The following is a 15,707-nucleotide window of genomic DNA, read 5'->3' as shown; positions in this document are numbered from 1 at the left end:
TGAGTGAGTTGACCGCTTAATTTTATTACACAATAAAAGCATCAACCAGCGCCAGCACCTGAGCGGTGGTCAACGGTTCGTCGAAACTTTCACTTGCAGCATTGGCCGAAATACTTTTTCCGCCAATATCAATGATGTTTACACCAGCCTGAGTAGTCAGTTCTTCACCATCGTAATTGGCTTGTACCAACGCACCGATGCCCCCAGTTTCTTTACCAGTAATCCAGGGTTTCACATCGCCAAAATTATTGGCTTTGCGCATCTGGCGTATGTGCGAGGCATGACGCGCTTCCACGGAGTGGATGTTGAGCGCTGCCTCCAGTACGTCGTCGGAGTTGATCAGGTTGCCTGCCTGTCCCTTGTAGGCCCGCACTCCCGTATCTTCCAGGGTTTGCGCTACCGCCAAAAAGAGTTGGTAGCTGCTAAAAGCCATAGCAAAAGGCCCGGTGCCAGTGCCATTCCCACCTGAAAAGTCAAAATTTGGTTTGGCAACAGGTGTTCCACCCGCACCCGTAATGGCGGTTTTGAGAAAATTGACGTGTGCCAATTCATGGTTGCGGATGGTGGTTATGGCGGAGGTGGCTGCACCTGCGGGGATCAAGCCCGCACTGTTGGTGGCCTTCAAATAAAATTCATACTCCAGGTATTCTAAGGTCAGCGCGAAGTTCAGTACGTCGATGACGGAGCTGGTTGGGGCTTGCCCATAGGCTTTGTTGAGTACTGTACCCAGCATAAAGGGTGCCGAAATCAAGGCGATTTTTTTACCCAAACCAGTAAAAGCGTGCATAGCCTTACGGCGCGTGTCGATCCGATCAAAAATTTCTGGATCCTGCTCACTTATGATGTTTAACACTTTAAGTGTGTTCATTGAATCTCTTTTTATGGGTTAAAGTTAAGCAGGTAGGCTGCTGGCGTTCAGTTTGGTTTTGATGTAAGGTGCAGCAATACTCAAAACGGCACGGGGTTTACGAGACATCTCGAGGCCATTGGCATCGATTACTGAACCATCCGCAAAGGAACCGTTGCTAAGCAAATCACGGATGTAAGCCGCATGTCGGGCTTCCACCGATACAATTTTTCCAGCCAGCAGGAGGTAATCCACGGAAGCGAGGTAACGACCTGCGCCATTGTAAGCCGATACGCCGAGGTCTTCAAAAGCCTTGGCAGTCTTCAATACGCTGTCCCGGATGTTAAAATCGACCGTGCTGAAGTCTACCTCCAGTGCCTGGATTGCATTGGTGCCAAGCGCAGCTTTGAAAAATTCACGGTGGGCGATTTCATGATCACGAATGTCGGTAAGTAGGCTGGTTTCACTTGTTGACATGCCGGTGTAAGGTGTGGCAATCACTTGGGTGTAAAACGCTGCTTCAAGCTGTTCGAGCGCATAGGCGAAATTGAGGATCGCAAAGTCGCCTGTACCAAAATTTACGCCAACATTGTCATTGTTGTCGTCTTTGTCGCAAGCCATCATGGAAACAAGAGCACCCGCGGTTAGGGCAGCTCCGGTATTGCGCAGGAATTTCCTACGCCCTAGGGCTTTTTGCTGCGTGTCAAAATCACTTTGAATTTGACCTTGACTTTTTGTTATTGTCATAAAACAGGAATTGGAAGGTTAATGAATCAACCCTTAGGTACGCAGCTAATAAAAGTTTTGGATTGGATTTGTCTGAAAATAAAAATTTAAAAATTTTATGGCGGTCGCACAAATTGATTATAACTCCTTTGTTTCTGTGGAAAAAAGAGTTCCTTTTGGCCTAAATATTTATTTTACAAATCTGTTTCTTTTCCCTTTTAGAAAGGATTTATTTCAACCTCTTTTTCAAATCATTTATCACGATCAACCAGTGATCCAATTCGTCTACCTCCTCCCACAATTGCCGCAACTCAGAATCATCAGACTCACTGATTTTTTCTACCGCGTGAATGGCTAAATTGATCAAATCGGCATCAATCCACTCTTGGATGGCTTCCAGATCGATTTCAAAATCATCGAGTAGTGTTTCATGGAATTCTTCAGGCTCATTGCCCTGGGAGACGGCCAGCAACTCGGCTGCAGCAAGCACAGATGATCCTAGACGCTCACTGGGCTCGTCCTCCTCAATGGCATCACTGAAAAGCCGCTCAATTTTGTCGATTGACTGTTTTTCAGAAAATGCCTCGATCCACGCTACTGCGTCGTCGTTTTCAAAATTATTAATACCCCAGGCTGCCATAAACTATTTGCTTAATCCTGAAAAAGTTGGATAAATACGAATGTTGAGTTGGTTGGCCCCCTGTCGGAGCGAAAGTGGCCTTCGCTGCAAAAATAAATGTTTCTCTAAAGCTTTCTAAGATTTTTTTAGCAACTGGAAGGCTGCCCCAATTTGATCCACAATGTCACTGGCCAAAAGTGCCTCGTGCCCCAGTTTAGTTGCGGCAATATCTCCTGCCAAACCGTGCAGGTAAACACCTAATTTACAAGCCTGCTCTGCGTTGTACCCCTGCGCCAACAGCCCCGTAAGAATTCCCGTGAGCACATCGCCACTTCCTGCCGTGGCCATCCCGGGGTTGCCGCTGGAGTTGAACCAGATTTGGCCATCGGGTAGGGCTATGGCAGAATGTGCACCTTTGCGGATGATGTATAGGCCGTATTTGACGGCTGTTTCACGCAGCAATTCGAGCCGGGCAAAATCATCGCCTGCATCGCCAAATAAACGGGAAAACTCCTTGGGATGGGGTGATAAAATGGCGCCACGTGGAATCCGCTGCTGCCATTTCTGTTGGGCAATGATGTTGAGGGCATCTGCATCGATCACCAGAGGCTTTGGGCCAATGGCCCCCAGGAATTCATCAAGGCCCCGAATGGAAAAGTCTTTGGTGCCCAGGCCACAACCAATTCCTACGGCGGAATATTTTGCCAGTTCTGGCATTTCTGAAAAATTGAACTGATGCCGATCGGAACTCACCATGGCTTCGGGTAAACCCATTTGTAGGATTGGGTAACCACAGGCCGGTGCATGAATTGTCAACAACCCCGCACCACTTCGCAAAATTGCCTGACCACTTAGCAAAGCCGCCCCCATCATGCCTTGGCTGCCCGCAATGAGCAAAGCATGGCCGTACAATCCCTTGTGCGCATAGCGACTGCGTTTTTTCACCCATGCTTGCACATCGGTTTGTTGGAGGTAATAATTTGGAGTCTCAATGGACTGAATCTTTTCAGGGTGTAAACCAATCGAGGCAAACGACCATTCGCCCACTCGGCTGTCGTTCTCTGGCAATAAAAAAGCCAGTTTGGGAAATTCAAAGCTGAAGGTGTAATTGGCACAAAATGTTTTGTTTTTGGTGCAAACATCAGCATTTAAACCCGAAGGCAAGTCTACGGCTATTTTCGTGCCGGGAAATTGATTCAGATGCGCCACAAAATCAGCCCAATAGCCCTCCAGCGGGCGTGAAATTCCAGTTCCCAGCAAGGCATCAATCAAGATGCCGGAGGGTGGGAGAGGGGGCAATGGGTCGCCTTCGGAAAGCGCTGTAATGGGAATACTTTCAAATTGGGGTAATTTTTTTAAATTAGCTTGAAAATCAGCACTTTGTTTTGGACTAATGGCACACAAATAGAGCTCAACTTCGTAAAAGGCATAGCTCAACATTCGGGCAATGGCCAGACCATCTCCTCCATTGTTGCCCGGTCCACAAAAGATATAGATAGGGGAGTCCGATTGGGGAAATTTTGCCATGAACCAGTCTACAAAACTGACGGCAGCGCGCTCCATCAGGTCGATTGAGGCAATGGGTTCATTGGCAATGGTGTAGGCGTCTAGTTCACGAATCTGGGCTGAGCTGAGGATTTTCATACCTTTTGGTTTGTAATGTAATTTGTTTGTTCGAATAACAATTGTTACTTTTGAATATACACAAAATTAAAACCTATTTTTATGAAAAACGTGCTCTTATCTGTACTTGCCTCTATTTTCATCTGGACTGGATGTAGCTCCATAGAATCAACGTCCCTAATCGTAGACAGAACTTTAATCCGGGAGCCAAGACCCAAGGAAGTAGTGCCTTACGGTCATAAGTTGAATGAATATATTATGCAAATTGGAAGATATTCCCTGGCCGATCTTGACGATTACTACAGAAACGAACTGTCCCGAGAAAAAGCAGAAGCCTATTACAATAATGCTAGAAAAATGGTAATTTCCAGTATGGTTCAAGCTTATGGCCTGGCCGAAAAAGGAGATGATGCGTCCATCGCCTTCTATCTGAATGAAGTGCAGGGACTAAAGCTCATGCAACCTGATGTTACTTTAAAGCTCCTTAGCCGTGCAGAAAAGAGCATGGATTCGGAGGAAGTAAAAACTATCGCCGGCAAAATTTATGAATTCAACCAGAAAGCAATTGCAGGAATTGAGGATCCTAAACCATATTTGGCAAGATTTGGGCAAGTATGGGAGGAGATTAAGCTTTTTTCTGAAAGATAGCATTAGGAAGGGCTATCTGAATTAAAGTTAGATAGCCCTTCCTCTGTGAATACACTACATCAAAGCTCCCTAACCACACGGAAGCCTATATCACTCCCACATCGGCTTGCCTTTGTGGTTAGCCTGGCAAAGGTTACATGCAGGTTGGCGGGATTTATTTCCCAGGAACCACCGCGACAAGCACGAGCATAACCTTTGTCCCCGGATTTCACAAAGTCTCGATTAATAGGCATATACTGGTACTTACTTACAAAGTTTTAAAGTACGAAAGATTAGCTCAGATTGCATGGATGAAAGTGGTGATTGCCATAATGTTTCTCCTTGGAATGATTTCTTACAACATGAGGAAGAAATAGGCCATTTTTTGGGTGTAGAAGCGTTTTTCTTCTTTTTATTTAACATAATATAAATTATGAGACAAAAAACACATAGAATTTCACTATTTCCAGCTTGCTTACCTTACTCTGTGCTGCTGAATTTTTCGCTTGACCTTAGCCACAAATGCGTCGTACTCACCGGGAGTCATCTCATCTCTAAAAAACCAGAGATAATTATTGGCTCTAGAGCTAATCAGCTTTATCATTCCCTCTTTCTCAAATTCCATGGAACCGGTAAAATACCTCCAGCTGTATGAATCGTTGGGGCCGCTAGAAACTCTGGTCAGCGTTGTATCGTCGTATTTCCAAAAATAGTTTCCGGAATAACGATTATTACCCATTTGTTTATACTTTGAAATCAGGTAAATTCGTCCACCAACGACATAAAGCACCATTAACAAAAATACAGCAATTGCAATAAAAGGTCGGAAGACTAAAAAAACAAAAAATAAAATGAATAAAAAAACAAACAAATTGTGATGATAGAATCTTCCTATACCATACTTCCACATTAGGAGTGCAGCTTTTTTCATTAGCCCAGACTTGGGCGTTATGTGAATAATTCCTTCCTCCATATAAAGTGATTTTAAAAAAGATGAAGGCATCCTTACCGTTTTTGGCGGCCTTTGGGGCTTCGACGACTACAGGCGGCCCATCCTGAGCAGTTTAACTCTTCGGTAATTTAAATAATAATGGCAAATAAATCCAACGCCGAATGACGAATAATCGGCAGTGTATGCTATTTTCGTCGCTCATCATTTGAATCAATCAAAACATCTTCATGGAAAACCCTTTTACGTCAAAAAGTGCCCTTCAGCACCTTATCAGTGTACCAGTGATTGTAGCTGCACTCGGCTATTTTGTCGACATCTATGACTTATTACTTTTCAGTATCGTCCGTATTCCCAGCTTGCAATCCCTGGGCCTTTCAGAAGCCGAAGTTTCTTCAGTTGGCGCCAGCATCCTCAATTGGCAAATGCTGGGCTTGCTCGTCGGTGGCATCTTATGGGGTGTTTTGGGCGATAAAAAAGGCCGGCTTTCGGTGCTTTTTGGCTCGATTTTGACCTATTCTTTGGCGAATATTGCTTGTGGGTTCATACAAGACCCCACAGTGTATAAACTTCTACGCTTCATTGCTGGAATTGGTCTGGCGGGCGAATTGGGCGCAGGCATCACGCTGGTATCTGAAATTCTGCCTAAACATTTGCGAGCCATCGGAACTTCGCTGGTTGCGGGCATTGGTTTACTCGGTGCGGTAGTCGCTTATTTCAGCGTAGAATGGTTTGACTGGCGGACTGCCTATTTCATCGGCGGCGGCATGGGTATTGCCCTGTTGTTGTTGCGCATTGGGGTATTTGAGTCCGGTATTTTTGTACAAATCAAAGCGCAGCAGCACCTCCAACGAGGGAATTTCTTTGCCTTGTTCACCAATCGAGACCGACTGATCCGATACTTGAAATGCATCGGGATGGGTTTGCCCACCTGGTTTGTGATTGGCATTCTGGCCACTTTTAGCAATGAATTTGGCGTAGCCTTGAATATTACTGAACCCATCAAACCTGGTCTAGCGATCATGTGGTGCTACATCGGCTTATCTACAGGCGACCTCAGCAGTGGATTTTTGAGCCATTGGCTGCATTCCCGCAAGAAAGCGGTATTGGGCTTTATGCTTTTTACCTTGGTTTGTTCCGTCATCTATCTGTTTGGGGGCATCAATCAGGCGGGCACCCTTTATACCATGGCTTTGTTGTTGGGCTTTGGTATTGGCTACTGGGCGATGTTTGTAACGATCGGTGCCGAACAATTTGGAACCAACCTGCGGGCCACTGCTGCCACCACCATCCCCAATATGGTACGTGGAACCGTGGTGCTGATGACTACCTTGTTTGGCTATTTTAAACAGTCGTTTACTGTAATTGAATCTGGAGCTTTTGTTGGGATTTTGTGTTTTGCCATTGGCCTGTATTCCATTATTACCATTTCGGAGACCCACAATCGGGATCTGGATTTTCTCGAGGAGTAAGCTGAACAATCAACCATGGATGTAGGCATCGAAATTGGCGGCACTAAATTACAAGTGGCTATTGGTGATCCCCATACGGGTAAAATTGGCGAAATTTTCCGCTACCAGGTTGACAAAGCTTTGGGTGCTGAGGGTATTTTGACCCAGATTGAAAAAACTTTGCTTGCACTCCCCTACCCTCCTGCACGCATCGGCATTGGTTTTGGCGGGCCGGTCAACCGGACTGCTGGAGTCATTGCTACCTCTCATCAAATTGGCGGCTGGTCGGGTTTTGAGCTGTTACAATGGTTTAAACACCGGTTTGAGGCCCCTGTTTTTATGGACAATGACGCCAATGTGGCCGCCCTTGGCGAAGCTCATTTTGGGGCCGGAAAAGGCTGTAAACAAGTCTTTTACATTACTTTAGGCAGCGGTGTTGGTGGAGGATTGGTATGTGATGGTGCATTGTACCACGGCAATGCTCCCGGCGAGGCGGAAGTTGGCCTTTTACAGCTCGATCGCCAGGGAAACAACCTGGAATCTTTTTGCTCAGGCTGGGCATTGGATGCCAAAATCCGGAAGTTACTACCTGCGTTACCCAATGAATCAGCACTAAAACAATTGGTTGGTTTTCAGCAATCTGGAGAGGCTAAGTTTGTATTGCCTGCGTTGAATCAAGGTGATCGCCATGCGGCTGAATTGCTCTCGGAGTATGCTGATACTTTAGCATGGGGACTTTCACATGTGGTGCATTTGTTCAATCCGCAAATCATCGTATTGGGTGGCGGGGTTTCCTTGATTGGTGAAGCGTTACGCGTACAGGTACAAGAGGCGCTGCCAAAATATTTGGTAAAAGCTTTTCAACCGGGGCCTTTGGTCGCATTGGCTGAACTCAAAGAAGAAACTGTTCTGGTGGGTGCATTGTGCCTGCTGAATCAATAAATTCGCATGAATACTGACTCATTTATAGCCGATTACCTGGAAAGGCACCAGCGATTGATCGCTAATTTGCCCCAAGCGAAGATTGCAGAACTCATCGCCATTTATGAAAAAGGCTGGGCTGAAAATCGCCAGATGTTTGTTTGCGGCAATGGTGGAAGTGCAACCAATGCCTCCCATTTCATTACCGACCTCAGCAAAGCGGCTTCCGACAAAATGGACAAGCCCTTCAAAGGGATGTCGCTCAATGAACACCTTTCCTGGATCACGGCATTGGGGAACGACTACGCTTACGAAGACATCTACGTTCGGCAATTGATGAACTTCGCTCAAGCTGGTGACCTGCTGATGTTGCTGAGTGTCAGTGGAAACTCGCCGAACCTGGTCAAAGCCGCCAAATGGGCCAAAGCACATGGGGTTTTTGTGATTGCGCTTGTAAGCTCTCGCCCTTGCCAATTGGCGGAATTGGCCGATTTTGTCATCGCCGTAGACGAAACCCATTACGGGCGCGTGGAGGATGCCCACATGGGGATTTGCCACATGATTTGTTATGCATTTATTGAAAAAAACTAGCCTTAAAATGGATACCCGATGGCCAGGTTAAACACCATGTTGTGGTTGGGGACTTTGTCGAGATAAGGTACTTTTAGGGGGAAAGCGAAATCCAGGCGCAGCAACAAGATGGTAAAATCCAGGCGAAGGCCAAAACCTGCATCGATGGCTAGTTCTTTCAAAAAACTGCTGCTGAATTGTGCGCCAGGTTTTAAGGGATCTTCATTCAACAACCAAACATTCCCGGCATCGACAAACAAGGCTCCTTCTACAATGCTGAACAGTTTAGGGCGGTATTCGGAATTGAATTCCAGTTTGATGTCACCAGATTGATCAGGTAAAAACAACACGGTCGGATTGTCGCGATTGGGTGGCGTGTAACGCCCCGGTCCAACGGTACGACTGCGGAATCCTCGCAGACTATTGTTCCCTCCTGAAAAAAACTGTTTCACAAAAGGCAATTGACGGCTATTGCCATAAGGATAACCAAAGCCCAGGATGAGGCGGTTAACCCACTGACTGCGCTGGTTGATGCGTTTGTAGTAGCGCAAGTCCACTTCTGCTTTGGCATATTGCGCAAACTTTACTCCGAATAAGGTCCCTATCTCATCGTTTTTCCAGTTAGAGCCATTGATTAGTCCGGGAATATTGCCCGCAACATCCAACAAGCCATTGAAATAAATTCCAGTGCGCCGATTGGAACCAGCGAGTTCATTGTAACTGTAATTGTAAGTAGAACCGACTATAAATTGTTCTTCCACAATTTTGGACAGTGAAGGGTATTTCGCGATGCTATCGAGGTACTGTTGAGCAATTGCCAGGGGCCTTACATAATTGAAGGTAAAGGGATGGAGTTGGTGTTCTTTTTGCAGGTTTTCCTTCCAGGTATACCCCAGATTGCCACGAAAACTATTGAGCGTGTATAAATTTTGCCGATTTAACAATTCATAACCCAGCTGTAAGTTCGTCCTGGGAACAAACTCACTACGCCCCCGAATGTCCAAAAATGGAACGACGAAGCGAGGGATACTAAGGGTAAGCTCCCCTCCTACCCTATACGGATTTGACTTTCCAAAATTACCACTGACTTGTACTTCGGTACTGCCAAATAAATTCAAGGACAAATGTTCGGCACCTCTAAAAATATTGCGGTGCCTCCACCCTAGCGTTACTTGTGAACCGACGAGGTTGTTGGTTTTTGAAGTGCCCGTAAGCTCAGCGCGCAAGGATTGTTTGGGCAGTGGGGTCAGGTAGTAAAATGCGTTTAATTTGGTGCTGTCCAGTACGGATTCAAAGCGGTTTTTTACGAACTTGAAGCTCCCTAGGTTGATCAACCAACTGAGGGTGGTATTGTGCTCTTTTCGACTGTACAAATCACCCGGCAGGAATTGCATGCTTTGTTCAAAAACCCGCTGCCGGAACAGCTTGGAAGAGTCGATGACATAATAGCCTCCCCGATACGATTCGGCATTGGCCAGGTTGGTATCCGGGCTGATGGTTGAGAGGTTGTAATTGGGATAAATGTAAACATTGTTGATCTCGTAGGTTTGCCTGGCCGCAGCAGGGGTTTCCGGTTTTACCTGAATGAATAGGTCTACCTCGTAATTTCCTACCGTGCTGTCGGTTTCGATCAGGAGGTACTCGCCACTGAAATAATAAAAACCCTGCTCCTTGAGCTCCATGTCGATACGGGTTCTTTCTCCTTTGATGAGGTCAAGGTTAAAAGGGGCACCTTTCACCAAAAGTGTTTTGGATTGTGTGGCACGGATACTCGCTCCAAGGATGCCACTATCCGCTGGAAAAGTTATGTTTTTAATTTTGTATTCCCGCCCGGTGGCTACCGTATATTCAGCGCTGGCTTTTTTGCCCTTCACTGTAGTGTCTCCTTGCACTTTTGCATGGAAAAAGCCTCGGTTTTCGAGGTAATTGTCCAATATTCCCGCATTGCGACTCAGTTTGACCTCGCTTAGCAAAACCGGAGCTTCACCATATTTGCGGCGCAACCAGGCACCCAGGCCCTTTTTACTGCCCAGATTATATATCCACAGCTTGAATGGTATGCCCAGAACCCGACTATTGGGCTTGGGTCTGCTTAAGTCTTCCAGCGTAGTTTGCAGGGCCTTTTTTTGCTTGGAAGAAACCTCTGTTTGGGTCATTTTTATCCTTGCCCCAGTATACAAAGCGTCATTTTCGGGAACAGATTTGATCGAACTACAGCCTACCAGCAATAGGGTCAGCATTCCCAAAAAATTACAGTACCAGAGGTTAATGCGCTTATTCTTCATCTTCCTGCTTTCTGGAGGTGTCAATAAATGCAGGATCAAGGTCTTCATTCTGGTTCGTAGGTGGATTGGCGGGTTTTTCGGGAGGGCTGTTGTACTGTTCTATTGCTTTTCTTTCTCTGGTCGCTTTACGTTTTATTTTTCTGCGCTCCAAAATCTCCTTAAACTGATCGTAATCCACCGAAAGTACAAAGCCAACCCCCGTTTCGATCACATAACCATAGATCACCCCTTCATATTGATTGCGGCGGTAGGCCCTCAAGAGGTAGGTTCCATCCTGCGAGAGGAGGTATTCTATGTTCAGATTAGGCGAAGTGCTACTGCCTCCGGTGCCCGTTTCATTACTCTGGCGGCCTCCTTCCAGCTCAAAATTGGTGCCAATCGAAACGTTCAAGCGGTCGTTCAACAAACGTTTCGACACTCCCACATTCAGATCGGTTTTATTTTGCAAGCTGCCCGAAGTGTAATCCTCTGAAGAAACAATGTCAAAATTGAGGTCTACCCCCTCAATCAGGCCACTGGCCAGGTTGTTCAATTGTTCGGTCAACATTTTGCTGACACTCTGCCGGGCCAGGGTACCCGCATTGATGATTCCATTGGCACTTTCAAACGGGTTTTCGGAGATAAATCGGTTCAGCAAAAGCAAAGCAAATACCTGCTTGTTGAGCTCAGAAGGTTCGGCTTTTAGTTGATTCAGGCGCATTTCTACCTGACCGGCAATTTGATTGTCGATGCGTAGTGTGCTTGCTTCCGGCAACACAATGTCAAAAGTGAGTACAGGTTGCATCAGCGATCCATCCATGTTCAAGTATACCGCAAAAGGCAATTTCTGGTGGTAACGCAGGTCGGTTTTGGCGGCAGAAATTTGATCCTGCACCAGTTCAACCGCTGAGGTGTTGGCCACATAAACGGCTGTAATGTCTACCACGGCATTGGTGGGTTCGCCAATCCAGGTGATTTTACTGCCTTTTTGAATGTCGAAACGCCGATGGAGAAAATTGAAGGACATTTCGTAAGCCCCTTCTTCCAATTCGTATGATCCAGTTAGGGTTATTTTCCCACTTTTGTCTACCCCACCATTCAGTACCGCTTCACCTTGGAGGCGGAGAAAGTCCCCATTGCCTTCATCGATGACCAAATTCAGATTCGCTTTTTTGTCTATTTCAATGTTGACCGAAACCTCCATTCCCTGAATATTGGTTTTATTGAGCTGGTCTTTTTGAGTCAAAAACAAAGCCTCATTCAGAGGGGCGTCTTTGTCCACAAAAACCACAATCCCATCGCGCTCCACTACTCCGGGCTGTTCCTGAGGCACCACTACGGTTAGGCGGGTAAGTTCATTGATGCGAAGTGTGCCGTCTACTATGGGTTCGCTTTCTGTACCGGTGATTTTTACATTGCTATCAAAAAAGACCTTGCCATAATACAGGTCATTGTTCTTTTTGGTAGTATTCAGTGCCCTGAAATTTCTGGCCCGTAAGCTCAAGTCAAAAGTGTAGTTCAAATAGTTCGTCGTATTGGCCAGGCCGTTGATGGTGAGTTGGTTATCAGAAGAATCGCGAATAGTAAAGGAATTGAAGCGTAAGCCCTTGTTTTCTACTGCGATGATTTGTTCATCGTCAATTTTGAACTCAGAGTTGAGCATGTTGATGACCATGCTGGTTTCCGTGAAACCAAGTTGGCCAGCAATGTCCGGAGAAGTAGGTTTATTGCCAATTTTCACATTGCCGCTCAAGTACCCTTTTCCATTGCTAATGGCCCCCATACTGATGCCTTCGAGGGTACTCCATTGCAAGCTTTTGATGGCCAGGTTAAAGTCCATCGTGCTCTTGTCTTCAGGTTTGAGGAAGTAGTTACCAGTGAGTGCCAGGTCGTTACCCTGTCCCTTGATGCTGACATCTGTTACAAAAATATTGGCATTGGGGTTGCTGATTTTTGCATTTATGTCACCAATGGTATCTCCCTCTACGGCCAAGTTGCTAATGGTTAGGTCACTTGTGAAGTTCAATTGCTTGGTGATGTCATTCAAGACGATGTTTCCATTGAGGGTACCATCGGCGAATAAAGAATCTACTTGCACGAACCCGGTGATGGTAGACAGTCGAAATTTTTCAAACAATATTTCCAGCGGGCTATTGGCGCTGTTGTCCCGGCTATTGATGCTCAGGTGTTGATTATTTTTGCTCAAATCAAAACGCTGGGCATAGACCTCAGTCGTGCTGAAGCGAATCTGGTTCTCGGCATCGATGGACCAAGGTTCGTAGTTCAGCAATAAACTATCTGAATGAAGTGACACCCTATAGAATTCCCCTGGTTCCTGAGCAAAAAGGCCAGATAAGCGGTATTTTGCCCGTTTGTCGCGGTCTCCAATGCGCAATGCAAAGTCTACTTGATTGTTGGCAATTTTCGCCCGTAGCTGGGTGTTTTGTACAACGAAGGTTTCTCCAGTACCCATTTCCGATACACTCGTGTTGAAACGGATGTGGTCACCTTGGGTTTCTGCTTTTAGGTCCAAACCGACCATTCGATTGGCCCCATACACAATATAAGGTGAGCTCAAATGAGCATCCCAACCATGGTTATTGGAAAAATGGGCATCCAGCGCCAAATCATCCATATGCTGCAAATCGGGCCAAAAAGCCTGGATAGCGACATGATCAATAAGGGCTGCCTGGAGGGAAAAATCATACACCAGAGCACTGTCTCCGCTTGTACTATCCACAATGGCATAATAAGGTTGGATGGCTTGCGTAAAAATGGCCCCCAATTGGGTCAGTTTGTATTGGCCGTTGAGGCTGGCCCGGGCAAAATCGGTGCTCAGGTTCAAGGTTTGTTGGCCGTTATTGTACTTAGCCACCAACTCTACGGAGTCAATGGCTACCCGTCGATCATTGCTGACCAACAAGGAGTGGAGTAAATACACATGCCCATTCAAACTATCCAGATTTAGGGCCGGAACATCCGCCTGGATGATTCCTCGGTAGACAATTGGATCGGTGGTCAGGTGCAATGGCCCAGTTTTAATGCTGTCAATGTTCAAGGTCGCTGCAAAACAGGGATAAGCTCCCCCCAACTCCCCTTCAGCCTTAACTGTAAAATGCAAGTTTGGGTCTTTCATAACCCCGCGTAGGTCGAACTGTTGCCTGTTCAAAGTCGCATCCATCTGAAAATTGCGGTAAGTATATTTGTTGTAAAGAAGACTGGTGATGACTCCTTTAAGGTGCACATTTGCGGTTTTTTGATCGTAGCCTTTTCCTTCCACCGTAAAATTGGCACTGAGTGGCCCCATTGTTTCTGGTTGTTGGATGATGGTTCCTATCTGTAAGCCTTGTATAGCAATGTTACCCGCGTAAATTGCTTTTTGGGAGCGGGCGGCATTGCCAATGCTTCCATTCACCTGGGCATTCCCCAAAGAAGTGTTCAGGTCGAGTTCTGCGTCCAGCTTTGCTGCGCTGCCTTTGACCGTTCCGCTGAGTGACATTGTTTCTGGTAGGGTAATGCTGTCAGGAATACTATTGGGTGGCACAAAAAGCAGGGCGTCGTTGCGGCTGGTGTTGAATTGACGGATGTTGAGGTCTACTGAAAAATGATCAGGATCGTTTGCATTGTAGATGTTTCCGGAAAGATCGGCCTGGGTATTTTCAAAACCGCTGAACTGCAATTCCTGAATATTTAGTCGTGACAGGCTGCCCCACATGCGGGTATTGAGTTGCAAAACGGCATTGGGGTTTTTGAACGCTGCTTGGTCAGCGAGAAAAGGTACAAAAGTCAAGAGGTCTTTTACCTGAATGTGACTATCCTGAATGTCTAAATTAAGCCCCATCAGTACTGGATTTTTTTGCATTGCGGCGATGGAAGGATAACTGATGATCGCTCTTTTCCGGATGCTGGAACCAGGAGTCTTGATCCATAAATTTTCCAAACGTACTTCCCGACTGGTATACTGAAAATCTGCTTGCAATTGTTGCAAAGTAAATCCACTGCCTTCTACCACTCGCCCTTGGGTGATCCGCATGGCGATGGTATCCTGGTTGTACAAAAATCTGTTGCCTTGCAGGCTCAGGTTTTGGAACTTCAAATGGGCGTAATCCATTCCCCGCGGTTGGCGCGCCTGGGTATTGTCGTTGTAAATCAGATTGTTGTTCCGGAGGCGAACAAGGTTCGTGGTGAATTTCCAGGGTGAGTATGCTGTCTGGATTTCCCGCTTGCTTTGGGTTGTCAGTTTGATTGGCGGGGTCTCGGTTTTTGCATTCAGATCGATTTTACCAGTAAAGTCGCTCAATTCAAGTCTGTGGAGGGCAATCAGGTTTTTTTCCAGATCAATGGTTTTAGGAAAAATTTGCAGGTCTTTTAAGCTAAAATTCGTCTGTAGGCCAGCTGCTTCATTGCTGTATACAAAGTCTACGTCCTGAAGGCGCGTTTCCTGGTTGATAAATTTGATGTATTCCGGTTTTTCATTGGCCACATTAGGATCGGGGTTCGTATTGATGGCAATTATTTCCAGAGGTGTAGTTTGTACGATCCGTCCCCTTAAGCCACGAATGGCAATGCGGGGCACTTCGTATTCCAGTTTGTTTGGGTCTATACGGGCCATCCGCAATTGGGCATGGCCAAGGTATACATCCACATCATTTCCCGTGAGTACATCCAAAAAGACGAAGTGGGTATTGTCCACAGTCATTTTTTTCACAGCCATGATCAGGGCAGTGCTGTCGTTGACCGGCTTTTCTTCCTCACTCGCAAAGGCATCCACGATGAACTGGTAGTTGAAGGGCTGATCTGATTTGGGACGTTTCAGCTTCACGGTAATGCCCTTTAAAACGATCTCATTGATTTGTATCCGATTGTTGAACAGCTGAAACAAGTCGATGTCCACTTTCAATTGGTGACCAGCCAGCAGGGTATCTTTGTTTTGATCGGCCAGGTATACCCCTTCCAGTACCAACATCTTGGGAAAAGTAACATCCAGGCGCTTGATGGCCACGGTGGTGCCCAGCTTTTGTTCAAGGTAAGTGACGACTTTTTTTCTAGCGAAATCCTGAACTGCTTTGGTTTGGAGGAGCAATAATGAAATTGCGAGCAGCAACAAAAG

Annotated in this window: 11 protein-coding genes; 4 read left to right on the top strand and 7 right to left on the bottom strand. The window is 46.2% G+C overall.

Going from position 1 to position 15,707, the window contains the following annotated elements; all coding sequences use genetic code 11:
• Nucleotides 1-25: 25 nt before the first annotated feature.
• The 4 genes from ACO08K_RS24360 to ACO08K_RS24345 form a co-directional block, all read right to left on the bottom strand.
• Nucleotides 26-868 carry a ferritin-like domain-containing protein gene (locus tag ACO08K_RS24360; RefSeq protein WP_421799091.1) on the bottom strand — a complete coding sequence of 281 codons (843 nt, stop codon included), beginning with the start codon at nucleotides 866-868 and terminating at the stop codon, nucleotides 26-28.
• Nucleotides 869-892: 24 nt separating this feature from the next.
• Nucleotides 893-1,594 (bottom strand): ferritin-like domain-containing protein, encoded by a 702-nt coding sequence (locus ACO08K_RS24355; RefSeq protein ID WP_421799090.1) that lies wholly within the window; start codon nucleotides 1,592-1,594, stop codon nucleotides 893-895.
• Nucleotides 1,595-1,802: 208 nt separating this feature from the next.
• Nucleotides 1,803-2,213, bottom strand: coding sequence for a DUF4259 domain-containing protein (locus tag ACO08K_RS24350; RefSeq protein WP_421799089.1), 411 nt, complete (start codon nucleotides 2,211-2,213; stop codon nucleotides 1,803-1,805).
• Nucleotides 2,214-2,327: 114 nt separating this feature from the next.
• The gene (locus ACO08K_RS24345) at nucleotides 2,328-3,836 is read right to left on the bottom strand and encodes an NAD(P)H-hydrate dehydratase (protein WP_421799088.1); all 1,509 of its coding nucleotides are present in this window, start codon (nucleotides 3,834-3,836) and stop codon (nucleotides 2,328-2,330) included.
• An 81-nt stretch (nucleotides 3,837-3,917) separates the two neighbouring features.
• Here ACO08K_RS24345 and ACO08K_RS24340 point away from each other — a divergent pair, with 81 nt between their 5' ends.
• On the top strand, nucleotides 3,918-4,463 hold the full coding sequence (locus tag ACO08K_RS24340; RefSeq protein WP_421799087.1) for a hypothetical protein: 546 nt from the start codon (nucleotides 3,918-3,920) through the stop codon (nucleotides 4,461-4,463).
• A 454-nt stretch (nucleotides 4,464-4,917) separates the two neighbouring features.
• Here ACO08K_RS24340 and ACO08K_RS24335 read toward each other — a convergent pair whose 3' ends face one another.
• Entirely contained in the window at nucleotides 4,918-5,415 is a 498-nt protein-coding gene (locus tag ACO08K_RS24335; RefSeq protein ID WP_421799086.1) for a hypothetical protein, read from the bottom strand.
• Nucleotides 5,416-5,621: 206 nt separating this feature from the next.
• Here ACO08K_RS24335 and ACO08K_RS24330 point away from each other — a divergent pair, with 206 nt between their 5' ends.
• From ACO08K_RS24330 to ACO08K_RS24320, 3 genes are read left to right on the top strand one after another with little or no spacing between them, the layout of a single operon-like run.
• Nucleotides 5,622-6,863 carry an MFS transporter gene (locus ACO08K_RS24330; protein WP_421799085.1) on the top strand — a complete coding sequence of 414 codons (1,242 nt, stop codon included), beginning with the start codon at nucleotides 5,622-5,624 and terminating at the stop codon, nucleotides 6,861-6,863.
• Nucleotides 6,864-6,878: 15 nt separating this feature from the next.
• Nucleotides 6,879-7,784 carry an ROK family protein gene (locus ACO08K_RS24325; RefSeq protein WP_421799084.1) on the top strand — a complete coding sequence of 302 codons (906 nt, stop codon included), beginning with the start codon at nucleotides 6,879-6,881 and terminating at the stop codon, nucleotides 7,782-7,784.
• 6 nt (nucleotides 7,785-7,790) lie between these two features.
• Nucleotides 7,791-8,354: a D-sedoheptulose-7-phosphate isomerase gene (locus tag ACO08K_RS24320; RefSeq protein WP_421799083.1), complete on the top strand. Its 564-nt coding sequence runs from the start codon at nucleotides 7,791-7,793 to the stop codon at nucleotides 8,352-8,354.
• A 2-nt stretch (nucleotides 8,355-8,356) separates the two neighbouring features.
• Here the strand turns inward: ACO08K_RS24320 and ACO08K_RS24315 are convergent, their stop codons facing one another.
• Together ACO08K_RS24315 and ACO08K_RS24310 are read right to left on the bottom strand one after the other, a co-directional pair.
• Nucleotides 8,357-10,618, bottom strand: coding sequence for a BamA/TamA family outer membrane protein (locus tag ACO08K_RS24315; RefSeq protein WP_421799082.1), 2,262 nt, complete (start codon nucleotides 10,616-10,618; stop codon nucleotides 8,357-8,359).
• The gene (locus tag ACO08K_RS24310; protein WP_421799081.1) at nucleotides 10,608-15,680 is read right to left on the bottom strand and encodes a translocation/assembly module TamB domain-containing protein; all 5,073 of its coding nucleotides are present in this window, start codon (nucleotides 15,678-15,680) and stop codon (nucleotides 10,608-10,610) included. Before ACO08K_RS24310 ends, ACO08K_RS24315 begins: the two co-directional genes overlap by 11 nt.
• Between the last annotated feature and the right edge of the window lie 27 nt (nucleotides 15,681-15,707).

It is taken from the genome of Haliscomenobacter sp. (genome assembly GCF_965225875.1).
GTDB lineage: Bacteria > Bacteroidota > Bacteroidia > Chitinophagales > Saprospiraceae > Haliscomenobacter.
This window is presented reverse-complemented; position numbering and strand designations above follow the sequence as displayed.